This window comes from Pseudomonas sp. LPB4.O (genome assembly GCF_038383825.1).
GTDB classification, from domain to species: Bacteria; Pseudomonadota; Gammaproteobacteria; order Pseudomonadales; family Pseudomonadaceae; genus Aquipseudomonas; species Aquipseudomonas putida.
Genome location: NZ_CP151298.1, coordinates 3,010,863 through 3,033,879, shown reverse-complemented (window position 1 = coordinate 3,033,879; position 23,017 = coordinate 3,010,863). Strand labels below are relative to the sequence as shown.

General features: G+C 61.7%; 20 protein-coding genes. 3 read left to right on the top strand and 17 right to left on the bottom strand.

The window, feature by feature from the left end:
* Positions 1–118 precede the first annotated feature (118 nt).
* From MRBLPB4O_RS13525 to MRBLPB4O_RS13480, 10 genes are all read right to left on the bottom strand, one after another.
* The gene (locus tag MRBLPB4O_RS13525; RefSeq protein ID WP_341798828.1) at positions 119–877 is read right to left on the bottom strand and encodes a WecB/TagA/CpsF family glycosyltransferase; all 759 of its coding nucleotides are present in this window, start codon (positions 875–877) and stop codon (positions 119–121) included.
* Complete coding sequence (locus MRBLPB4O_RS13520) at positions 877–2,064, bottom strand: glycosyltransferase family 2 protein (protein WP_341798827.1); 1,188 nt, start codon at positions 2,062–2,064, stop codon at positions 877–879. Before MRBLPB4O_RS13520 ends, MRBLPB4O_RS13525 begins: the two co-directional genes overlap by 1 nt.
* Complete coding sequence (locus MRBLPB4O_RS13515) at positions 2,061–3,263, bottom strand: glycosyltransferase (protein ID WP_341798826.1); 1,203 nt, start codon at positions 3,261–3,263, stop codon at positions 2,061–2,063. The genes MRBLPB4O_RS13520 and MRBLPB4O_RS13515 overlap by 4 nt, the downstream gene beginning before the upstream one ends.
* Before the next feature lie 49 nt (positions 3,264–3,312).
* Positions 3,313–4,317, bottom strand: coding sequence for a VirK/YbjX family protein (locus tag MRBLPB4O_RS13510; protein WP_341798825.1), 1,005 nt, complete (start codon positions 4,315–4,317; stop codon positions 3,313–3,315).
* Between the two features lie 9 nt (positions 4,318–4,326).
* On the bottom strand, positions 4,327–5,304 hold the full coding sequence (locus MRBLPB4O_RS13505) for a glycosyltransferase (RefSeq protein WP_341798824.1): 978 nt from the start codon (positions 5,302–5,304) through the stop codon (positions 4,327–4,329).
* 5 nt (positions 5,305–5,309) lie between these two features.
* The gene (locus MRBLPB4O_RS13500; protein ID WP_341798823.1) at positions 5,310–5,834 is read right to left on the bottom strand and encodes a serine acetyltransferase; all 525 of its coding nucleotides are present in this window, start codon (positions 5,832–5,834) and stop codon (positions 5,310–5,312) included.
* A gap of 8 nt (positions 5,835–5,842) precedes the next feature.
* Positions 5,843–6,799, bottom strand: a complete 957-nt coding sequence (locus MRBLPB4O_RS13495) for a glycosyltransferase family 2 protein (RefSeq protein WP_341798822.1) — start codon at positions 6,797–6,799, stop codon at positions 5,843–5,845.
* A complete protein-coding gene (locus MRBLPB4O_RS13490; RefSeq protein ID WP_016487256.1) occupies positions 6,792–7,409 on the bottom strand; it encodes an acyltransferase in 618 nt (205 codons plus the stop codon). The genes MRBLPB4O_RS13495 and MRBLPB4O_RS13490 overlap by 8 nt, the downstream gene beginning before the upstream one ends.
* A gap of 102 nt (positions 7,410–7,511) precedes the next feature.
* Positions 7,512–8,978 carry a GMC family oxidoreductase gene (locus MRBLPB4O_RS13485; protein WP_341798821.1) on the bottom strand — a complete coding sequence of 489 codons (1,467 nt, stop codon included), beginning with the start codon at positions 8,976–8,978 and terminating at the stop codon, positions 7,512–7,514.
* Positions 8,979–9,214: 236 nt separating this feature from the next.
* The gene (locus MRBLPB4O_RS13480) at positions 9,215–10,591 is read right to left on the bottom strand and encodes an oligosaccharide flippase family protein (RefSeq protein ID WP_341798820.1); all 1,377 of its coding nucleotides are present in this window, start codon (positions 10,589–10,591) and stop codon (positions 9,215–9,217) included.
* Positions 10,592–10,686: 95 nt separating this feature from the next.
* On the opposite strand from MRBLPB4O_RS13480, the gene MRBLPB4O_RS13475 reads away from it, so the two are divergent.
* The 3 genes from MRBLPB4O_RS13475 to galE all read left to right on the top strand — a co-directional run bounded on the left by MRBLPB4O_RS13475 (position 10,687) and on the right by galE (position 15,899).
* On the top strand, positions 10,687–12,213 hold the full coding sequence (locus MRBLPB4O_RS13475; protein WP_049277527.1) for an O-antigen ligase family protein: 1,527 nt from the start codon (positions 10,687–10,689) through the stop codon (positions 12,211–12,213).
* Positions 12,214–12,218: 5 nt separating this feature from the next.
* Positions 12,219–14,819 (top strand): cellulase family glycosylhydrolase, encoded by a 2,601-nt coding sequence (locus MRBLPB4O_RS13470; protein ID WP_341798819.1) that lies wholly within the window; start codon positions 12,219–12,221, stop codon positions 14,817–14,819.
* A gap of 105 nt (positions 14,820–14,924) precedes the next feature.
* Entirely contained in the window at positions 14,925–15,899 is a 975-nt protein-coding gene (gene galE / locus MRBLPB4O_RS13465; RefSeq protein ID WP_341798818.1) for a UDP-glucose 4-epimerase GalE, read from the top strand.
* A 40-nt stretch (positions 15,900–15,939) separates the two neighbouring features.
* On the opposite strand, the gene MRBLPB4O_RS13460 is transcribed toward galE, so the two are convergent.
* The 7 genes from MRBLPB4O_RS13460 to MRBLPB4O_RS13430 all read right to left on the bottom strand — a co-directional run bounded on the left by MRBLPB4O_RS13460 (position 15,940) and on the right by MRBLPB4O_RS13430 (position 22,890).
* The gene (locus MRBLPB4O_RS13460) at positions 15,940–16,746 is read right to left on the bottom strand and encodes a CpsD/CapB family tyrosine-protein kinase (protein ID WP_016499574.1); all 807 of its coding nucleotides are present in this window, start codon (positions 16,744–16,746) and stop codon (positions 15,940–15,942) included.
* 11 nt (positions 16,747–16,757) lie between these two features.
* A complete protein-coding gene (locus MRBLPB4O_RS13455; protein ID WP_341798817.1) occupies positions 16,758–18,320 on the bottom strand; it encodes a lipopolysaccharide biosynthesis protein in 1,563 nt (520 codons plus the stop codon).
* 19 nt (positions 18,321–18,339) lie between these two features.
* The gene (locus MRBLPB4O_RS13450) at positions 18,340–19,455 is read right to left on the bottom strand and encodes a hypothetical protein (protein ID WP_341798816.1); all 1,116 of its coding nucleotides are present in this window, start codon (positions 19,453–19,455) and stop codon (positions 18,340–18,342) included.
* Positions 19,456–19,479: 24 nt separating this feature from the next.
* The gene (locus MRBLPB4O_RS13445) at positions 19,480–20,037 is read right to left on the bottom strand and encodes a polysaccharide biosynthesis/export family protein (RefSeq protein WP_016499571.1); all 558 of its coding nucleotides are present in this window, start codon (positions 20,035–20,037) and stop codon (positions 19,480–19,482) included.
* 266 nt (positions 20,038–20,303) lie between these two features.
* Positions 20,304–20,480 carry a hypothetical protein gene (locus tag MRBLPB4O_RS13440; protein WP_016487266.1) on the bottom strand — a complete coding sequence of 59 codons (177 nt, stop codon included), beginning with the start codon at positions 20,478–20,480 and terminating at the stop codon, positions 20,304–20,306.
* A gap of 251 nt (positions 20,481–20,731) precedes the next feature.
* Complete coding sequence (locus MRBLPB4O_RS13435) at positions 20,732–21,274, bottom strand: XRE family transcriptional regulator (protein WP_016499570.1); 543 nt, start codon at positions 21,272–21,274, stop codon at positions 20,732–20,734.
* 197 nt (positions 21,275–21,471) lie between these two features.
* Entirely contained in the window at positions 21,472–22,890 is a 1,419-nt protein-coding gene (locus MRBLPB4O_RS13430; protein ID WP_016499569.1) for a TIGR00366 family protein, read from the bottom strand.
* Positions 22,891–23,017 lie beyond the last annotated feature (127 nt).

Sequence of the window (23,017 nt, the reverse complement as noted above, 5' to 3'; positions counted from 1 at the left end):
ATCAAACATCAAGTCATGAATACAGCTTATTCAACGCCAGTGAAGCAGGATCGTGCAGCCCCCAAGCCACTGCTTTCACTGTAGCAGCCACCCGCCATCAGCGCGGATTTTGGCCGATTCATACGGTGCCCCTGGCCGAATCGGCTGCCTTGCGGCACAGCAGGGTGCGCAGCAAGAACAACGGATTGCCTACCACATAACGCATGAACAAACGTTTCGGCTCGCGTAACAGACGGTAGGCCCACTCGCCACCCACATGCCGTAACCACTGCGGTGCCCGGCTGACCTTGCCGCCGAGGAAGTCCAGAATCGCCCCGCCGCACACGATCAGGCACGGCCCATCAACGGCTGCCAACCTGGCCGCCACCGCTTCCTGCTTGGGCATGCCCATCCCCAGCACGATCAGTTCCGGTTGCTGTTCCTTGGCCAACTGCAGGTAGGTGTCGATGCTGGCAAAGCCATCGTGGACCGATACCGGCACCACGCCAAACAAGGCTTCGCTGCGCTGCACCGCCTGATTCAGGTACGGTTGCTGCGTGCCCCAGAACGCAACCCGCCGCCCGCGGTATGCCTCCATGAGGCTGGGTATGAAGTCGGTGCCATTCATGTTGAGCCCAGGCTCCAGTCCCAACCGGCGATAAAGGATCGCCATGCCAGAGCCGTCGCGCAACAGCACATCGGCCGCCGACAACGCCTGACAATACTCACCGTCGTGCACCACCAGGTTCATTGCATGGGCATTGACGAACCCAAGCACGGTTGCAGACTTCGGGGCGGCAAGCCGGTCGAGCAGGCACTGCGCCGCGCTGCTGTCAGGCACCACCTCAAGCGTGTCGATAATGCGGTTCCAGCGTTTCTGCCATTGCCACTGAGCCATCAGTCATCATCCCGTTTGGAGCGCACCCATTCGACCTGGCGCTTGATCAGGAACCCCAGGTACAGGGGGATTTTCCTTGCGGCGTAAAAAGGCGCGTACAACAGCACGGAAAACGGGATCAGCTCACGGCAGAAGCGTGCCCACGCCAGCACAACGGCAAGGCCGAGCATGACCAGCGCAGCCAGTGCGATCCACGCAGGCGCCGCATGGCCTGACAGCAGGTAAGCCAGCCAGGTCACCAGGTTGAGCCCCAGCAGCGCCAGCACCAGTAGCGCCAGAGGTGGCACCAAAAGGTCCAGGGTCATGGCCAGCAGGCTACCGTTGCGCTGGCGAATGGCGGCCAGCGCACGCTTGGGCGCATCGGCCAGCATCAAGCCCAGGTGGCCATGCTCCCAGCGAGTGCGCTGGCTGTTCATGCCCTGCTGGCTGGCAGGAAACTGGCTGGTGACCAGCGCCTCGGGGCAGAACACCGGCGGCTTGCCCTGCTGGCACAGATCCAGCCCCAGCTTTACATCCTCCACCAAGTGCCCATTGGCCAGGTTGATCAAAGCAAGGTCGTGCCAACCGAATGCCATGCCTGCCCCCATCAGTTGGCACGGTAGCCCCAGCCGCGCCCAGCCACGCGGGCGCACCAGGTTCTTGACCCGCCAGGCAAACTCGGCCACCTGCACCTTCAGCCCGCTACCGGCGGGCGCGCGCATCAGGTACAACGCCTGCACCGGGCGTTGGGCCTGGTGATAACGGCGTGCCAGGCAGTCAATCGCCCCCTCGGCTACCTGGCAGTCTGCGTCCACCACAATCACCACCTCGGGCGGGTATTCGGCCAAGTGGCGTACGCCGAAGTCCAGGGCATAGCCTTTGCCACGCAGCACCGTATCAAACCGCTCCACTACCTCGGCGCCGGCCTCGCGGGCCAGCCGCGCCGTGTCGTCCGTGCAGTTGTCGGCCACCACCAGCAAGCGGTCGCCTGGCAGCAACTGCGGGGTTACGCTCGCCAGCGTTGCACGAATGATCGCAGCCTCATCATGGGCCGGTACCAACACTGCCACCCGCGGACGCACGCTGACGCCCAAGGGCCGCGAGCGCGGCGGGAGGCAAGCCAGCAGCATCTGCAGGAAGAAAACGGACACAGGCACAAGGGCGATGACCGCCAGCAGGCCCAGTAACCAACTCAATACAGTCATCATGCGGATGCCTTGAAGTAGCCGGCCAGCTTGGCCGCCTCGGTGTCGATATCATGCCGTTGCAGCACGCGCTGGTAAGCCGCCTCGCCCATGCGCTGCAGCACTTCGGCGGGTTGCGCAAGGCACTCGGCCATGGCCTGCGCCAGTTCGTCCACGGCGCCAGCGGGGAACAGCCAGCCGTTCTCCCCCGGGCGCACCAGCTCAGGGATGCCTGCCACGTAGGTGGTCAGTACTGGCCGGCGCAAGGCCATGGCCTCCATGATCACCACCGGCAAGCCTTCGGCGAAGCTGGGCAATACCAGCGCGCGCGCGGCAAGGATCTCCTCGCGTACCTGTGCGCTGCTGATCCAGCCGGTGATGCGTACGTGCTGCTGCAGGCCGTGCCGGGTAATCAGGGCGTCGATCTGCCCGCGCATCTCACCGTCACCTGCCAGGACCAGTTCGAAGGCGATCGACTGTGCCGCAAGCTGACGTGCCGCCTCAAGCAACAGCAGTTGGCCTTTCTGTTCACAGAGCCGCCCGACGCACACCAGCCGCGGCACCGCCGGCACACCGACTGGCGCCACCTCATGAAAGCCTCGCTCCAGGCCGCAATGCACCACTTTCACTTTGGCCCAATGCTCGTGCGCCACCCAGCGAAACAGCTGGCTGCGCCCGTAAGAACTCACCGCTGCAACAAAGGCGGCGCGCCGCACCTTCTCGCCCATGTGCAAGAACTGCGGCTTGTCGAACTCTTCCGGCCCGTGCACGGTAAAGCTATAGGCCGGGCCGCCCAGCAGGTTGGCCAGCATCACCACCTCGGTAGAGTTGGTGCCAAAATGGGCATGCACGTGTTTGGCCTCACCGGCCTGCAGCCAGTGCAACACCTGGCAGGCCTCGGCCAGGTACACCAGGTGGTAGGGCCACGCGCGGTCGGCGCGCAGGCCAAGGCGCATTGCCACCCGCAAGGCCTGGAAAAAGCGTCGCGGTTGCGCACGCAGCACCTGCAACGTTGGCGTCAGCAACCCCTTGACGCCGCCTTGCAACACATACCGGGTCCTGGCCCGTTCGCTCGTGTCCTCGGCGTCCTGCAACTCGGCATCCCACCCCCGCAGGGCAATGCGTTGTACCTCTACGCCCTGGCGCTCCAGCGCCAGTATCTCGCGGCGGATGAAACTGTGGCTGACCTTCGGGTACTGATTGATGAAGTAAGCGATGCGCATACGAATCCAGATCCAAACCCGCTTGATGACCCACCTCCCCTGCCAACCTTCACTTAAGGCTGTCGACTACGGGCGGTCGGTCCACTGCCGATGCACTCACAGCAAATGCATCCCCCTGTTTTCCTTGTAGTCCAAGGTTGTGACTGCTGCTTGGCAATGCGGCCTGCAAGCGCGCGAAAACATCGTCGAGCATCGCTTGGCGGCGGCGGTACATCGCCCGTTTCTTCGCTGGAATGTCGGCTTCTGCCCGCTGCGCCTGGGCAAGCGGAAGGCTGAAGAAATCCGCAAAATTCGATGCACTGGCACCGTGTTCATGCCAGATGACGTCATAGTTGGCGGCGAGGTCCTGGCCCTTGTCGCTGCCAAAATACGCATGCCGATGGTGCCGGCAGTCATCGCTGACCGCATACAGGTGCGTGACACCCAGCGCCCGGGCCAGGCACTTCATCGCTTCGAGCACCAGGCTGCGCGGGCGCAGGCCTTCGAAGTCCTTGGTCAGGTCGCGGTAGATAGCCAATGAGGTTTCGCTGTCGATGCCTTTGTGGATGCCCTGCACGGCCCCGATGAACAGGCACAGCTCACCCTGGCTGCGGCACAGGGTAAACGCCAGTGAAGCCACGCGCAGGTCGCCCTGGAACAGGTTCAGCACCAACTCGCCTTCGCGTTTGAACCAGATCGGCCGGTCCAGCACCAGGCGACAGCCCGGCGAATGGCTGGCCAGATCGCACAGCGTCAGGCTTTCGTCCCGCCCCAGCAGCAACAGCGCCGGAAACTCGCCGGCCAGCACTTCAAAGTGCGAAGCGACCACTGCCAGGCGCTGCGGGGCTTCCCAGCATTTGCTGAGGTAAGGCCACTGCACCACACCGATGCAGTCCACACCCAGCCGCCGCACGCCTTGCTCGCCGAGTGCCGCCGTGATGCGCTGCATGAAACCATTCAACTCAGGCCACTGCCTGGCAATCTGCAGCATCAACTTGTACTTGTTGTTCAACGCCCGCAACGAGTAGCCCGGTTGCAAGGTAAACACGCTTTTCACGAGGGTGCCGAGCATCATGGTCATCTCTCATTTGTACTCGATCAACGCTGATTTGCCGGCCGCGAAGCGGTGGCGCAAGAACTTCAGCTGGCCGAGCATTTCCGGGAATTTGCCCAACACCAGGAATACCGCCTGCAGCCAGTTTTCGCGCGCCGACTTGCCACCGCGGCGAGCCAGGCGCACGGCCTGCAACGGGTAAATCAATAGCAACAGCAAGCCCCAGCCACCCAGCAGCAGGCAGGCCAGCACGATCACCAAGGGTATGCCCAGGCCCCATAGCCAGGCCCGACGTGACTCGCGCAACCAGTGCTGCTCGGGCGGCTGGCCATGCAGGTAGGCCCCTTCGGCATAGGCGTGGCCGGCACGCAGGCTGCGCCGCCACCACTGGCTGAACCGGGTCATGCCAGCGTCGTGCAGGGTCATTTCGGCGGCCAGGCGCCAGACTTTCCAGCCCTTGGCCCGCAAGCGCACGCACAGTTCAGGCTCCTCACCGGCAATCAGCTCGGCGCGAAAGCCACCGACGGCGGCAAAAGCGTCTGCCCGCATCAGCGCATCGCCACCGCACGCCTTGGCTTCACCGATGGGGGTGTCCCATTCCAGGTCGCAGAGCAGGTTGTACACCGACCGCTCCGGGAAGCGCTCCCGTCGGCGACCACACACCACCGCCACCTCGGGGTGCTGGTCGAGAAACACCTGCGCGGTGGCCAGCCAGTGGGCATCCACCTCGCAATCGCCATCGACAAACTGCACCAGCTGCATCGAAGGCAGCAGCCGCTGCAAGGCGCTGAAGCCTTCGTTACGCGCGCGCGCGGCGGTAAACGGGATGGCCATGTCCAGCGCCAACACCTCCACCCCGAGGCTGCGGGCCAGTTGCAGCGAGCCGTCGGTGGAGCCCGAGTCGACATACATGACCTTGCCCGCACCGTTTACCAGCGAACGCAGGCAGCGCTCCAGGCGCGGGCCCTCGTTGCGGCCAATGACCACCACACCGGTTACTGCCGCCATGGGCCTCACTCGGCGGCGGCCGTGGCGGCTGGCTGCCTGGCCTTGATGGTGGCTGGCACCCCTACTGCCAGGCAATTGTCCGGCACATCCACCAGCACCACGGCATTGGCGCCGATGATCACGTTGTTGCCAATGCGGATGCTGCCCAGCACCTTGGCCCCGGTGCCGATATCGACGTTGTTGCCGAACACCGGGGCAATCGGCTCATTGACGTTCTTCAAGCCCACCACCACACCGTTGCGGATGCGGCAGTCATCGCCAAACCGGGCATAGCCACTGACGACGATGCCACCAAAATGGTCGATGACGAAGTTGCGGCCGATCACCACTTCGCACGGCAGTTCGATACCGGTGAGGATCTGCACCAACTTGAACAGCACCTTGTAGACCAGCGAGAAGAGTTTGCGCAGCAGTGCCGGGCGCACGGTGTAGCGCCAGCGGCCGAAGCGATACACCAGCAGTACCCAGAAGCCCTGCGCCCCCCAATCCCCGCCATGGGCGCGCAGGTCGGCACGAATATTCTCGAACATGGCTTTACCTACCTTGTCGGTTGGCTGGCGTACCGGGTCTTGAACAACAGTGACCAGGTCGCCCGGCAATGACGCCAGCAGGCCTGAATCGCGCCCCAGCCGCGTCGCTTCAACAGCGCCTTGAGTGCCAGCACCAGGTCACCCAGGGTGACCAGCACCATATGCAGGGCAAGGCCCGCCACCCCGTGATGCTTGCGGAAATACAACAGCTCGCTTTCGATCTGGTAGGACGAGATCTGCCGGCTGGCCGCCTCCAGCTCTGCCACCGACTTGGAGCTTTCGCCCCCGATGTGCACCACCGTGGTATGCGGGTAGAACACGACTTTCCAGCCGGCTTCCTTCACCCGCTTGCAGTGGTCCACCTCCTCGTAATAAAGAAAATAACGCGGGTCGAACAGGCCCACCTTGTCCAGCACTTCGCGGCGCACCAGATAGAAGCAACCCGGTAACCAGTCGCACTCGCGCACCGAGGCGTGGTCCCAGGTCATTTCATCGACCATCTTCAGCCCCGGGAAGAACCGCCCCAGCCCGATACGCCCGACAAAGACGTTGAGCGGCGTTGGGAAGTAGCGACAACTGGGCTGCAGATCGCCGTCGCGGCCTTCCAGGCGCACCCCCAGCACGCCACACTCCGGGTGGGCGTCCATGTAGTCGAGGGTTTTTTGCAGGGAGTCGGCGGCCACGAAAGCATCGGTATTGAGCAGCAAGGCGTACTTGCCCTTCAGGTGCGCCAGCAACTGGTTATTGGCCCGGCCGAAGCCCACGTTCTGCTTGTTGCTCAGCAGCAGTGCCTCGGGGCACACCTGGGCCATGCGCTGCACCGAGTCGTCGCGCGATGCGTTGTCTACTACCAGGTAACTGGCCAACCGCTCGCTGTCGGCCCGGCGCAGCGCATCGAACATCGGCTGTAGCAGCCCGGCGGTATTGAAGTTGACCACCATGACATCCACAGGTTTGCTAGCCATTGTTGCCGTCCCCGAAGAAGTATTGGCGCCTTTGCGCCATCAACAGCGGTTCAACTTCCGGGTCGTAAGCGCCGTTGCGCTGTTTTACCAGTTCGATCCACGGGTAACTTTCGCAACGCGCCTCGACCCGTTTGATCAACTGTTCGGTGGTGCAGATGAACTGCGCCGGGTTGCCGCCAAACACGGTGCCTGGTGGCACGTCCTTGGTCACCACCGCGCCTGCGGCCACGATCGATTCCGGGCCGATGGTCACGCGGGGCATGATGATCGCGCCATGGCCGATGAAGCAGTTGTCCTTGATATCGATGAAACCGACCGAATCCAGGTGCTTGCCAAAGCGATGTTCGATCAGCAATACCACCCCGTCATGACCGATCAGCGTGCAGTCGGACAAGCCCACGCTGTTACCGATGCGAACCAGCGAAGGGTCGAGAAACTTGCAGCCTGTATTGACGAAGAAGTTGCTGCCGACAGAGTGAAAGTTCCCCCATCGGGCGAGGTAGGCACCCCATTCAAGACCAGAAGGGTTGCAGAACCTCCTGTAGAACTTGCCCCCTCGCCCGGTTGCATGGGCGTAGTGCGCCACTGCCTTGCGTATCCATCCCTTCATGCTGCCTGGCCTCGCGATCTGAACAATCTGGAGTGTCCTGAGGCGTTCCGGTCTCGTTCTTCTAGGTGCTGACCGCAGCGCTCAACCCATGTACAACCTGCATCATGCAGCGGCGCCGCTAGCCGCTCTCATCCTGGTATCGAGGTGGTCGGCCAGCCGCACGGCAAACTGCAACAACGGCATGGTCGGGTTGGAGGCACCGCCCTTGGCGAAGATACTGCTGCCGGCGACATACAGGTTCTCGGTACCGAACACCTTGCAATTGGCATCGACAACGCCGAACTGTGGCGAGGCGGCCATGCGTGTGGTCCCCATGTGGTGGGCGTGCGGCGCCATCTTCAGCGGTATCGAAGTGTCGTAGACAAAGTCGTTCAGCTTGACGAAGCCCAGGTCCATTTCAGCGAACTGCTTGGCCAGTTCGCTGCCAATGCACTTGATGGTGTGCCGGTCGTCGGCGCTCAGCGCCCAGTTGACATTGACCTTGGCCACCCCCAGTGCGTCCTGTTCGTCCAGCAGCGAAATGCGGCTGTGCAGGTTGGGGAACTGCTCGATCATGGTGCTGATCACGCCGTCACCGGGGCAGCTGAACTTCGCGACGAAGGCGATCTTGCTGGCAACCCCCATGTCGCAAGCCAGGTTCTCGAGAAAATGCTTGACCTCGGCGGTGCGGCCATAGGTCTGCACATCGGCCAGCAAGACGGCGGTGACATTGCCTTTACCGGCCTTGTACTCGTCGACGAAGGCATCGGTGGTGTAATACTGGCGCGGCTCCGGGTCCTGCCCGGACTTGAGGATGAACGTGCCCAGGTCGATGTTCAGATGCTCCATGAAGCATCCGCCGACCAGCCCTTCCTTGCTCACTACGCCTGCTGCCACCAGGGTCTGGCTATTAAGCAACTGCCGGGCATTCTCGATGGCCCCCGTAGCCAGAATGAAGTGCCTTGCCACCAGGCGCTGACGATTGCGTTCATAGTCGGATAGAACCACCGCAGCCAGGTGGCCGGAGCCTTTGTCGAACTCCAGGTCCACGCAGTTGCAGTTGATGAACACGTCCAGGCCTTTGGTCTGCTCCAGTGCCGTGGCGTACTTTTGCGCAAAACGTGTCGGGGTGCTGAGCAAAAAGCGGTCTGCCTCGAAGTCACCGCCATCCAGGCCGGTATTCATAGCACGAAAATCCGAGCCGGCTGGCAGGTCGACGATGTCCATGGCCGCCGGCAGGTAGCCTTCGATCTCCGAATAGGGAATCGGCCAACCAGGCAAGTCACCTGGCGGGGCGACGGTAAAATCCGATGGGGTGAAAGGCCGGCAACGGCCGGCCCAGTGGTTGGACGTGCCCCCCAGGTAACGCAGGCGGGTCTCCTCGGCATACAGCTCCAGGCCCGTGGATGCGCAGGCGTACAAGCCTTGCGAGTGCGGCGCATACTCGCGTCCACCGCCTTCGGCGAGTAATACGTTCCATCCGGCGGCGGCCAGGCGCAAGCCCAGGGTAATACCCGCCGGGCCGGCACCGATGATGCAGAAATCGTAGTTGTCGCGCAGCGTTTTGTGCTGCTGAAAGTCCTTGATCATGCTGGCTGGTTCCGCAAGTAACGGGACGGCAATACCCAACCGTTGATTATCACGAACCCGGGCGGTTCGACAGGTTTGCCAGCCACGGACGCCGAGACGCCGAACACCGCCCCACCCACACCGAGCAAGACACAACTCTGGAGAAAGCCTCTACGGCCCAACTGCGCAGTACAAAAAGTGAGCTTGCCCATGATCCCGTGACCTGTACCCATGAAAGTTACACCCAGCACGCCGCTTTACAACCAGTCGAAAAAGGCCGTCAGCAGCGCCCCGCACAGAGCCCCGACCAGCAGCATCGGCAGCACTACCAGCTCACGTTTCAGGCTGAACATGCCCAGTTTGCAGTTCACATACACAACCAGCACCAGGGTTGGCACGGCATGCAGGGCAACCCCCCAGATCGCCCACTCCACACCACCAATCGCCAGCAATAGCGGCAGCAGACCCCATAGCGAGACCAGGCGGATGATGTTGTCCATGGCCTGATACTTGGTAAGGCCTAAGGCAATCCACACCTGATGAGCCAATGTATAGCGCATTATGATGAACGACAGCGAAAGAATTGCCAGCATAGGGCCAGCTTCACGGTAGCGATCATCGTACATCCAGCCAATCAGCAGAGGGCTGGCGGTCAGGAAACCACCGCAGATGAACAGCACCAGCAGGTCGACCAGCAGGCGGAAGCGGTGATACAGCGCTGTCAGGCGTTCCTTGTCGTCGGCCCTTGCAGCTTCACTGAAGGCAGGAAGCGCCACGGCACCGACAATTTTCATCAGCGCGGTCTGCACCGCGCCAAGAATCAGCACGGCAATCGAATACACCCCCAGTTGCGCCGCCGACATGCTGGCGCCAAACCAGATGCGGTCACCGTACATGGCCAGCACGCCAACCATCGACGACAACAGGATCCAGCGGCCAAACACGATCAACTCGGTCAGCGCCGTACGGTCCCAGCGCAGGTGGTTGTTCGGCCCTTCCAGGGCGGTATGCCCCAGTACGGTCCAGGCTACCGCCGAAACCAGGCCAGAGATCACCAGGGCCCAGATCGAATGGGTCAGCAAGCCCAGCACCAGCATCACCACCAGGCCGGCCACCTGCGAGGCCAGGTCGACCAGCACCACGCGCTTTTGTTGGAAAGTTCTTACAGCCACATCTATCTTGGTGGACTGGAACCCCCAGATGGCTGCCGACAGGCCAGTTACCGCCAGCACCATCGGTAGCACCGGGGCAGCATAGGTAGAGTCCGCAGGCCATATTTCCGCCAGTTGGGCCAACCAGGCGCCCACCGCCAGCAGCAGGGTGAGGGCAAACAGCAGGAAGCCGCGAATGATCTGCACGGTCCAGGCGGTGTTGAGGAAATCCGGGTCGTCACCCCGGTGACTCTGGATGATGTTCTGGCGCAGGCCGACATCGGAAAGCAGATGCAGGAGTACCGAAACGGTGGTGGCGATGACCATCACCCCGAACATTTCCGGCAGCAGCAAGCGGGCCATGATCAGATTGCCGCCCAGGCGCATCACCTGAGAAGCCACCTGCGAGACCAGGTTCCACGACCCGGCCCTCAAGGCCCGGTTGCGCAGGCTCGCAGCGGCTGACACATCAATCGACGGCATGACTTCAATCTCTGACTGATTGGCTAAAAGTCACTATAGTTTCAATTAGCCACGATGCTAGCCGTTGCCCACCGAGGGAAAGGTGTACATAGCCGATGCCTGAACATTTTCGTGCGTTGATCGTCATCCTTTTTTTGGCGAGCGTGGTCTTCCTGATGGCGCGGCGACCCGCCACCGACCTTATTCCGCTCAGCGACTACAAGCGCCGGCGCAATCTCTGGTTCCTGCTGACGGTGCTGGCCTTTGCCTCGCACAGCTTTTGGCTGTACCTGGGTGCAGGCGCGGTCATCCTGTTGCTTGCAGGGCGCCGCGAGCACAACCCTATGGCGCTGTTCTACATGCTGCTGTTCCTGATTCCGCCGGCATCGGTGCAGGTGCCCGGGTTTGGCGTGGTCAACTACCTCGTCGACCTCAACCATATCCGCCTGCTCACCCTGTGCGTGCTGCTGCCGGCCGCGCTGCAGCTGCGCCGGCAAGCGGACACGTTGCGCTTCGGCCGTACCTGGGCCGACAGGCTGCTGGCGGCCGGGCTGCTGCTGATGAGCGTTTTGTATCTGCGCGAAACCACCCTCACCGACACCCTGCGTCAGGCGCTGTACCTGTATGTCGACGTATTCCTGCCGTACTACGTGGCCAGCCGTGGCCTGCGCCATATCAGCGATTTCAAGGATACCTTGCTGGCCTTCGTGCTCACCGCCTTCGTCATGGCGTTGATCGCCGTGGCCGAGTATGTGCGTCACTGGTTGCTGTACAGCGCCCTGATCGACGCAATGGGCGTGCCGTGGAGCATGTCCGGCTACCTCAGCCGCGGCGGCGCGCTGCGGGCCAGCGTCACCACTGGCCAGGCGATTGCCCTGGGTTATGTGATGAGTGTGGCCATCGGTCTGTTCCTGTTCGTCCAGGGGTATGTGCAACGCCCGCTGCACAGAGCCATGGGCGCCCTGCTGCTGGCCGCCGGGCTGTTCGCGCCGTTGTCACGTGGACCGTGGATTGGCGTCGTGGTCATCGTGGTGGTGTTCATTGCCATGGGCAAAGGCGCGATCAGGCGCCTGGCGCTGCTAGGCGCGGCTGGCATGCTGGCGCTGCCCTTGCTTACCGTCGTACCGGGCGGTGACAAGGTGCTGGACCTTTTGCCGTACATCGGCAACATCGAAAAAGAGAACATCACCTACCGCGAGCGGCTGATGGACAACTCCTGGATCGTCATCCAGCGCAACCCGCTGTTCGGCTCGTTCGACTTCCGCAACACCCCGGAAATGCAGTCGATGATCCAGGGCGAAGGCATCATCGACATCGTAAACACCTACATCAACCTGGCGCTGCGGGTGGGGCTGGTCGGGCTCGGCCTGTTCGTTGCGTTCTTTGCTGTGGTGTTGAGGGGTATCCGCAGGGCCATGCTCACTTTCCCCGACAAGGATGACGAACGACGACAGCTGGGGCGAGTGCTGCTGGCAACGCTCATCGGCATTCTGGTGATCATCTTCACCGTCAGCAGCATCACCTTCATCCCGGTGGTGTACTGGTCAATCGCGGGGCTTGGCGTGGCGTACATCCAGATGGTCCGCCGGCTGGACGACAGCCCGGCTACCGAGCTGGCCGAAACCGGCCTTCAACCCAGGTAATGTCCATGAACGTGCTTACCCTGCGTCACCTTCTGCAGGCTTCGGCCATTGCTGGCCTGGCTTTGCTGCCGTTGGCCGGCTGGGCTTCGCAGTGGCAGGTCAGTGTCGATGAGCAGAATGGCCTGCCTACTGTGACATACGGCGGCGGGCCGGTGATGAAAGCCAAGTTCGACTTCTGGGCGGCCAACTGGAGCTGGACCGGCTTTTACACCGATTTCAAGGTCAATGGCCCCTACCAGTACACGCTGCTGGGCAAGAACAAGGAACTGGACTTCGACTTGAAGGCGGATATCCGCAAGGAACAGGCACAAACCTTGAGCTGGGCCTTCGACCTTACCGCCCACAGCCGCCAGGCCGGGGTGATGGGCGGCGGCATGGTGTTCCAGTTCGACCCGGCGCAAATCGCCGGCGACATGGGCGCCCCGCAACTGCTGCCCGACAATCGCGGCTGGTCATGGGGCAAGGCGGACCAGGGCCGACGCGTCGAGATGCGCTTCGATCCGCCACTGACCAAGGTCTATTTCGAGCGCGGCAATTCGTCCGAGCTGCGTGCGTTCCTCTACAAAGACCCGATCAACCCCGGCCGACAGCAGCTGAAGGCGGTGCTCAACGTTACCGGCGACATCGAGCTGGGCCCCACCCCCACTGAGCGTTTCGGCCTCGCCGACCCCGCCAGCTGGCCCGATGACCAGCTGGACTGGCGCACCTCGCCGGTGGACCTGTCGTTCCTCAACGCCGCGGAAAAGCCCGCCGGCAAGCGCGGTTTCGTCAAGGCGGTCGGCGAACAGCTGATGTTTGCAGACGACACTCCGGTGCGCTTCTGGGGCACCAACCTGTCTGCCTATTCGCTGTTCAAGAGCCCAGACGAGGAAATCCGCCAACAGGCCAAGCGCCTGTCGGCACTGGGCTTCAACCTGGTGCGCCTGCACCACCACGATTCGCCGTGGGTCAGCCCGAACGTGTTTGGCGACGGCACCCTGGTGCGCGATACCCAGCAGCTCAGCGCCGAATCGCTGCGCAAGCTCGACCTGTGGATCAAGGCACTCAAGGACGAAGGCATCTACATCTGGCTGGACATGCACGTGCAACGTGCGTTGACCGCCAACGACAACATTGAAGACTTCGATGAACTGCCCGAAAAGGAGGGCCGCGCAGACCTTAAGGGTTACGCCTACATGAACGACAGTATCCAGAAGGCGATGCAACGCTTCGCCGAGCAGTACCTGACCCATGTGAACCAATACACCGGCCTGGCCTACAAGGACGACCCGGCCATCGCCGCCGTGCTGATCACCAACGAAAACGACCTCACCCAGCACTACGGTAACGCCCTGATGCCGGACAAGGACGTACCGCGCCATAGCGAGCGCTACATGGCGGCAGCCAAAGCCTTCGCCAGGCAGCATGACCTGCCCGCCGACCTTACCTGGCGTGCCTGGGAGCATGGCCCGTCGAAGCTGTTCCTCAACGACCTGGAGCAACGCTTTGACGCCGACATGATCACCCACCTGCGTGGCCTGGGCGTCAAAGTGCCGATTGCCACGACCAGCACCTGGGGCGGCAACGGCCTGAGCGCACTGCCGGCGCTGACCGCAGGCGATGTAGTCGATGCCCACAGCTACGGCGCCATTGGCCAGCTGGAGAAAAACCCGTTGACCAGCGACGGCATGATCGACTGGATCGCCGCCGCCCAGGTGGTCGGTAAACCGCTCACCGTCACCGAGTGGAACGCCGAGCCGTTCCCGCTGCCCGACCGCCACTCGTTGCCGCTGTATGTAGCCGGCACCGCCAGCCACCAAGGCTGGGACGCCATGATGCAGTACGCCTACAGCCAGCAAGGGTTCAACCCGGGCTGGCGCACGGCGGACAACTGGCACGCGTACAACGACCCGGCGATGATCGCCACCCTGCCCGCGGCCGCCCTGCTCTATCGCCGGGCGGACGTCAAGCCGGCAACGACCCGCTACGTGTTCGCGCCGACGCCCGCCACCCTCTACAACCAGGAGATCACCCCGCGCAATTCGGTACTGCTGCGCACAGCCATGGAAAAGGGCCAGTTGCAGATCGCCCTGCCGCCGACACCGGAACTGCCCTGGCTGAAACCCGCTGCCATCCCGTCTGGCGCACAAGTGTTGCAGGACCCGGGGCAATCGCTGCTGGCCGCCGATGCCACGCAGGCGGTGACCGACACCGGCGAGCTCAAGCGCAACTGGCAACAAGGCATCTACACCATCGACACGCCGCTGACCCAGGCCGCCACCGGCTGGCTGGGTGGTCGCTCGATCAGCCTGGGTGCCGTACAGGTACAGACGAAAACGCCTTACGCCAGCGTCGCGGTACAGAGCCTGGACGGCAAACCCTTGGGCCAGTCGCGTGAGCTGCTGCTGTCGCTGGGCACACGTGCCATGCCCAAGGCCGATGACAAGACGCCGTTCAACGTGGAACCGCTTGAAGGCACTTTGACAATCAAGGCACCCGCCGGTCTGAAACTGTTCGCCCGCGATGCACAGGCACAATTGAAGGCATTGCCGGTGGCCTACAAGGATGGGCAGTACAGCATTACGTTCGACGGCAACTACATGTCCAACTGGCTATTCTTGAAATAGGGCATAGGGCCATCTACGCTCAGGTCACCTGTAGCTGATCATCCCACCTGCACGTTTCAGGGACGGTTCACTGCGTCTGTAAACAGCAGATTCCAGGAGGTGCGGATGAAATTTCTGGTAGTGGGTGGTGCAGGCTACATTGGCTCACACATGGTCAAGCACCTGCTCGGTGCCGGCCATGAGGTGGTGGTGGCGGACCTGGTTTCGCCTGGCCCCGGCATCCAGTGGGCCAAGCTCGACATTGCCGACGAAGCTGCCCTGGATGTGCTGTTCGGCGTCTGCCACTTCGATGCAGTGTTCCACTTTGCCTCGTTCATCCAGGTGGGCGAGTCGGTCAGCGCACCCGGCAAGTACTACCAGAACAACGTCGCCGCCACCCTCGCCTTATTGCAGGCCATGGTGAATGCCGGCATCAAGCATTTGGTGTTTTCTTCCAGTGCCGCCGTTTACGGTAACCCGCAGTACGTGCCAATCGATGAAGCGCATGCCAAAGGGCCGATCAACCCTTATGGGCTGAGCAAATGGATGGTCGAGCAGATTCTCGAGGACTTTGACCGGGCTTATGGCTTGAAGTCTGTATGCCTGCGTTACTTCAATGCCGCCGGTGCCGACCCCGATGGCCAGCTGGGTGAACGCCACGAACCGGAAACCCACCTGATCCCGCTGATCCTGCAGGCCGCTTCAGGCCGCCGCGAGGCGGTGACGGTGTTTGGCCGGGATTACGATACGCCGGATGGCACCTGTATCCGCGACTACGTGCATGTGGCCGATCTGGCGACGGCGCATGCGTTGGCGGTGGATTATTTACTGGCAGGTGGCGAGCGCACCGCGTTCAACCTGGGCAATGGCCTAGGCTTTTCGGTGCAGCAAGTGATCGATACAGCCCGGGCAGTGACCGGGCGGCAGATCACTACCCTTGACGCCCCGCGCCGCGCTGGCGACCCGCCACGGCTGGTGGCAGATGCAAGCAAGGCGCTGCAGGTGCTGGGCTGGCGGCCGGAGTTTGCTTCGCTGGAGCAGATTGTGCGGCATGCGTGGCAGTGGGAGTTGCAGTATCCCTGGAGCCTGCATCAGGGCTGAGATCTTTGGGGGCTGCAAAGCAGCCCCAAAATCTCGAACCTTAATAATAAGTTCGCGGCTGCTCGTCAGCCTTGTTCAGCACCGTCCCGACCAGGTTCACCGTGGCCAGGTGGTGCAGGCAGTCCTCGATTTCCTTCTTGTTGTTCATTCCGTTGGCCACCACCAGCAGTACACAATCGAACTTGGGTATCACGGTGATCGCATCGTCAGAGCTGAGCAGTGGCGGCAAATCGAAAATGCAGATGCGCGAGTCGTAGCGGTTGCGTAAATCACTGATCAGGTTGTTCACCTTGGGCGACGACAGCATCTCGGTCGACATCGGCACCGGCACACGTGTCGGCAACACCACAAAGCGCGGCAACGTCGGGTTGACCAGGCATTCCTGCAATTCGGCCTTGTCCGTCAGGTACTCGTTCAGCGCCTGCTCCATGGGCAGGCCAAGGGTACTGCCGACTTTGGGCCGGCGCAGGTCAAAGTCCACCAGCAACGCAGTCTTGGTCGTGTGGTGAGCAATACTCATGGCCAGATTGATCGCCAGCACCGTCTTGCCCGCCTCAGGCGTTGGCGAGGTGATCGCCAGGGTACGCCAGCCGTTCTCCTCCATGGCCCTGAGCACCTGCGTGCGCAGCAGGTCGATGGGCCCGTTCATGTTGGAGTTCTTGTTGTACGCCACGATGCGGTGGCGCTCCAGATGGTCCGCCCGCAGCGGCACCACTTTGGTGTTCACATAATCGAACTGGCCAGGCACTTCCGCCAGCGCGGTGCCGGGAGCGGGTGACAATGCCTGGGGGGTTCCCGGGGTAACCTGGTGAAGATTATTGCCAACAGACGGCTTGGTCCTGTCCATCACTGCTTTCCCTATGCAAACCGAGATATGACTTTGAACAACAGCACATCCAGTGGCATGTAGAAGACGTGCACCAGCACTACCATGATAGCCGCCAACGCCAGTGCCGCCAGGATCAGCCAGTTACGCCACCGTTTGCGCCTGGCCACGTCGGCCCGGGTATCGATGTAGGGGATTGCCACCAGCACCCGTTTGCCCAGCAGGTTTTCAAGAGCGCCGACGCCGCGCACGCGCTGGTTGAGTATTTCCAGCAGCATCACCAGGGCGCCGCCGCCTGCCGGTGCCAGCACCAGGCCCAACGCAGCGATCTTCTTGCGATTAGGCTTGATCGGTTTTTCAGGCATCAGCGGTGGCTCCAGCAGTACAAAGCGCTCGGCCTTGTTCTCCTGCTCCAGGCTTTCGGTAATTTTCGCGCCCATTTCCTTGGCGCGGATTTCTTCATACTTCTTGCGCGCGTTATCGTGGTCACGCATCAAGGTCACCAGGCCACGCTCGACTTGCGGCGCCTCGAGGATCTCGGCCTCGTAGCCCTCCATCTTTCTGGTCAGCTCGCGCTTCTGATTGGCCAGCGAGCTGATACGTTCCTGGGCCGCGCTCATCTTGGCGCGAACGCGCGCCACGTCGAGGCTGACTGTGGACGTGGTGGCCGTGCGCCCGCCGCTGGCTTCGAGCGCCTGGATCTTGCGCTTGACCGCCACCACATCCGGGTGGGCATCCTTGTAGCGGGTCAGCAACCGGGCGTACTCGGCCTTCAGGCTTGGCAGGTCCTGAGGCTGGTCGGCACTGGCTGGCTTGCTGCCTTCGGTAGTCTTGGTGGCCAGGCCGGCATTGGCCGCAGACAACTCCAGCTCCAAGTAGCGCAGTTCTTCCTGGGCGGCCTTGTAGTCACGATCGACTTCGCGGAACTCCAGCTCCGAGCGCGAGAGCATGTTCATACGCAGGGTCTGGTGCTCTGGCAAGGCATTGGCGTGGGCCTGTTTGAAGTCGGCCAGCTGGTTCTCCAGGCTGGCCAGTTCGGCACCCAGCTTGTTGGCCTCCTGGGTAAGAAACTCGGTGGTTTCGTTGGCCCGCTCGGTGCGCTGCTTGAGGTTTTCGTTAAGAAAAAGGGTAACCAGTTCGTCGGCCACTTCCTTGGCGACTTCCGCCTGCTTGTGTTCGAAGGACACATTGAACGCAACCGTCGCCTCGCCTCGCCCGCGCACGAACGTGGTGAGGGTTTCGACCACGATGGCATTGCGCATCTGGTCGATCTTGTCGGACTCGCTCAAGCGCTTGTCGGCGAACAGGTTGTACTTGTCGATAATGCGCAGCAGGTTCTCGCGGGTCATCACCCGCTGGCGAATCACCTCGATGCGCTCATCGGCAAAGCTGGTAGTGTTGGTCGACACCAGCTCGGGCGAAATCTGCTGTGACTCCACAAGGATGGTGCCGGTCGACTGGTAGAGCGGCGGCACCATCAACGCGACCGCCACGGTCGCGGCAAGAATGACTACGGCACTCACCCCTAACACCAGGGCCCTGTCCTTGATAATGGCGATGTAATCTCTGATGGAGAGTTCGTAGTCAGACTTCATGGGGCCACCTGCCTGAAGTTCAGATGTCGGGGTACCTGTACGTCAACGTCAAACCAACGATCGTAGCGGTTGCATCGGGCGCCTGGTCCTGTTGCCGCTCCTTGTACATCAGCGACAGACGCAGGTCCCAGTACGGTGAAAACTGGCGGCTGGCCCAGACGCTGTACGTCTGCAATGTATTAGGGCTCTGCCCTTTGCTGTCTTGCCAGGCAGCGTCAGCGCCCACCCGGTCCAGTTCGGTGACGGCGTAACTCCACACGCCACGCACCTGGTCCAGCTCGGCGAAGCCGCCTTCAGCACTGGCCACCGTGCTCCGCTCGGCGGTCAGGCTGGCAATGGCACGCGTGCCGGTGTAGAGCAACGCCACCCCACCCTCCCCGCGTCGACCGCCGTCGTCGCCAGACACCTGGTTGACGCCAATGTGGGCATCGGCGCTCAGGCCTTCGGCAAGCTGGTACTTGATGCCGACTGCCGGGGTATAGCTGTTGGACGCGGTCGCGGTAAGGTCCTGCTCGGGCTCATAGCGTCGGGCACCGAAGCGGGTATACACATCGGCCCGCTCGCTCCAGGCATAGGTCCAGGTAAACACGTTTGCCAGTTCGTCGTACCCCGTCAGCGTACTGATGTCATAACGGGCACGGTTAAAGGTGGTTTCGTTGCTCAAGGTACTGCGCTCGGTAACCGCCTGGCTCCAGTTGCCGGTCAGGGTGTAGAGCTTTTGGGTACCGTCGGTGGTGATCACCCCGGTATCCAGCACCGTGCCCGACAGTGTCGAACTTTCGTTGTAGCGCGCCACCAGGCCGAAACGCCCACGCTCGGTGGTGCGCTGCCAGCCCAGGCTGATATCAGGGTCTTCACGGTCATCGACCACATCCGTGTCGGACGAGCGCAACACATGCATGCCCAGCCCCAGCCTCAATTCGTCCTGGCCGAAGGTACCGATCAGGGTGTAGTCCGGCGCGATGATCGTGCGCGTTACACCCTTTTCCCCCGATGTCAGCAACAAAGGGTTGCTGTCATATTCGACGGATGTCGGTACCACCACCGTAGACTGCCAATTTGCCGCCAGGACCGCGTCCGTGAACGGCAAGACCAAGATTGCCGTTGCAATGCTAGTTGTTCTAAGAAGAGGCATTAAATGTTCTTATTAAAGGCAAGATCAAGGAACGACCAGCGTATCGCCAGCCTGAAGTTGGATGTTGGTGGACATATCCCGCCCAGACACCAGGTCCTTATATCGCACGGGCAGGATCTTTTGGGAAGCACCGGTGCCGCGGACCACCTTGATATCGCTTTCGTCAGCAAACTTGTCCAGGCCGCCCGACATGCTCAGCGCCTGAAGCACTGCGGTAGGGCCTGCCATCTGCACGGGGCCTGGCTTGATCACTTTGCCTTGGACATAGACCAGGTTGCCGGCGATGCTCTTGACGACAACGCTGACGTTCGGGTCGGGGAGGAATTTTTCGAGTTTGGCAGCCACTTGCTTCTCAACTGCCGTTACATCCAGCCCGGCAACATTGATGCGCCCGGCCAAGGGGAAGGTAATACTGCCATCGGGTAGTACGGTGGCTTCTTGACGCAGGCTGTCTTCCTGCCACACCGAAACCATCACCACATCACCGGGGCTGAGCAGGTAAGCCGCACCGCTCTGATCAGCGTTGCCAGCACTGGACCACACGGTCAGCACGCAGAATGCGGCAATCAATGAACGCATCATGAGGGTCCCTCCGGCCAAATGGCCCGAAAAAGAGCACTGAATGAGAACAGCACACCAACTCTCGCTCTGCTTCGCGGCTTAAGCCCGCCGCGATGGCCTCGTCCTTCCTGGAGGCCCCAACCTTGACGCTTTACAGGTAGGCTGCCTTGCTCTGCAAACCAAGGCCTTTCAAGGGCTACTGGGAATATAGCAACGGTTGGGAAATTCACAAGCCAGGCCCCAGGCTTGCAACAACCTCTGCCCACTCTGGAAAAAGGCGGTCAGCCTCAGATTTTTCTTCTGTTTGCCACCAGCACAAAGCCAACAACTGCGAAGGCTAACAACCAGCCGGCGGTTGAAACAGGAATGATACTGTTTTGGTTTACATATGAATCTGCCGCACGCGCAGCGCCACTCAGCAACACCAGCAAGAACATCGATTTGATAATCAGAGTCGTGCGCATACGCCCCTCCAAAAAAACAGGAAAATCAATTAGTTATTTGCTCGGTGTGGCGGGAGTTGTTTCGCTGTTGACTTGAGCTTATGGGCACAATGACACTACGTCAATGATCCGACACCATAATAAAATTCAATGGGAGATGGGGTTATTCGTCAAAATACCGACATGCAAATTATGCAAAGAAATGCCGCTGCAAGGGAGGCTGCGTTTCACGGATGAGAATACGTGGGGGCGTTCCCCTGCCCCCCGTGGTTTTATTCGTCTGCGTGGTGAACCACGACCAGCAATTGCGCCGGCTGGGCACCTACCGAGCGTAGCCGGTGCGGTGTCTGGGCGTTGAAATGCAAGGCATCGCCCTGCTCCAGCAGCACCCGTTCGTTCATGAAATCCACCTCCACCTGGCCTGCGTGCACAAACAGAAACTCCTCGCCCAGGTGTTCCTTGAACGTGGGGTCGCTGAACTCGTTCGGCGGCTGGATCAGAAACGGCAGCAGGCTGCGCTGCCCGACCTGGCTGGTGAGGGCAGCATAGCCCGGCCCTTGCCCATCGCCTACCAGCGCCTGACGTTCGCCATGGCGCACCAGGCTGTAGCGGCTCTGGCCGGCCTGCTCTTCAGCGAACAGCTCTTCGACATTGACGTTCAATGCCCGTGCGAGCTTTAGCGCGGCGGCAATCGAGGGTGTATTAAGGCCGCGCTCGACCTTGGACAGGTAGCTTTTGGTCATGCCGGTCTTCTCGGCCAGCATTTCCAGGGTCATTCCCAGTTTCTTACGCAGCAGTTTCAATCGGATAGACATGTGACGCGGGTTTCCCAGGCTGAGGCAGCCATGATACGCATCTGAAAGCTGACGCCAAGCCTGCAGATTGTCGCCCTGCCTCGGCAGGCACCACCTCACCCTGTGGGAGCGGGCAAGCCCGCGAAGAATACGACGCAGTGCTTGGCACCGGCTGTGCCGGTGTTCGCGGGCAAGCCCGCTCCCACAGAGTGCCTGCCCTATGGCATCACAGGCGGTACGTATTGCAGCGTCGTACCCAGCGCCCACAGCAACACCAGCACCAACGGCACGTGCACCAGCAACTGCACGAACGAGAAGCCGATCAGGTCGCGCGCCTTGAGCCCCAGCACGCCCAGCAGCGGCAGCATGTAGAACGGGTTGATCAGGTTCGGCAAGGCTTCGGCAGCGTTGTAGATCTGCACCGCCCAGCCCAGGTGGTACTGCAGGTCGTTGGCCACCAGCATCACGTACGGCGCCTCGATGATCCACTTGCCACCGCCCGATGGGATGAAGAAGCCCAGCACCGCCGAATACACCCCCATCAGCACGGCATAGGTGTCATGGGTGGCAATCTGGGTGAAGAACAGCGAAATATGGTGGGCCAGGGTCTGTTCATCGACACCCTTCACCTGGGTGAGAATGGCCGCGATGGAACCGTACAGCGGGAACTGGATCAGTACTCCCGTGGTGGTCGGTACGGCGCGCGCCACTGCGTCAAGAAAGCTGCGCGGGCGCCAGTGCAGCAAGGCACCGAGCATGATGAACAGCAGGTTGTAGGTATTCAGCCCGGAGATCGCGGTAATCGCAGGCTTGGTGGCGAACTCCTGATAAAGCCAGCCAGCGGCCAGGGCCACCAGCAGCAGGATCAGGATCGGGCTGTGCTCCAGCCACTCACCCGGGCGAGTGCGCTGCGGTGCAGGTGGCGCGGTGAAGCTGGGGTCGACGCCGCAGTCTTCGGCGCTACGTGCACTGTTCGGGCCTGGGGCGGTGGCATAGGCGATGAACAGCGAGACCACCACCAGCGCCGCCAACATGACGCCGGACTGCCAGAGGAAGATGGTTTCAGTGAACGGGATCACGCCGGTAATCGACAGGATCGAAGGTGGCAGGCTGGCCGGGTTGGCCTGCAGTTGCGCCGCCGACGATGACAAGCCCAGTGCCCACACTGCGCCCAGGCCCAGGTAGGCGGCCGCGCCGGCGGCGCGGTAGTCCATCTTGAGATCGGTGCGCCGCGCCAGCGCGCGTACCAGCAGGCCACCGAATACCAGCGACAGCCCCCAGTTGAGCAAGGAAGCCAGCATCGAGATCAGTGCTACCCAGCACACTGCCGAGCGACCATTGCCGGGGATGCGCGCCAGGCGATCGATCAGCCGCGCGGCGGGCGGCGAGCTGGCCACCACATAACCGCCAATGACCACGAAGGCCATCTGCATGGTGAACGGGATCAGGCTCCAGAACCCGTCACCAAAGGCCTTTGCGGTGTCGGTCGGCTTGGCCCCCATGGCCAGGGCACCGATGCACACCAGCAGCACCGCCAGTGCGGCGAACACCCAGGAGTCGGGGAACCAGCGTTCGGCCCAGTTGGAACAGCGCAAGGCAAAGCGCGCGGAACGGCTGTCTTGGATTTCAGCGGCCACAGTTGAATTCCTTTTATTGGTTTTATCGGATAAATCAGCAAAAACACAAAACCCCTGTAGGAGCAGCCTTGTGCTGCTAAGAGGCCAGTACAGACAAACATTATGTGAATGCCTGCACTGGCCCCTT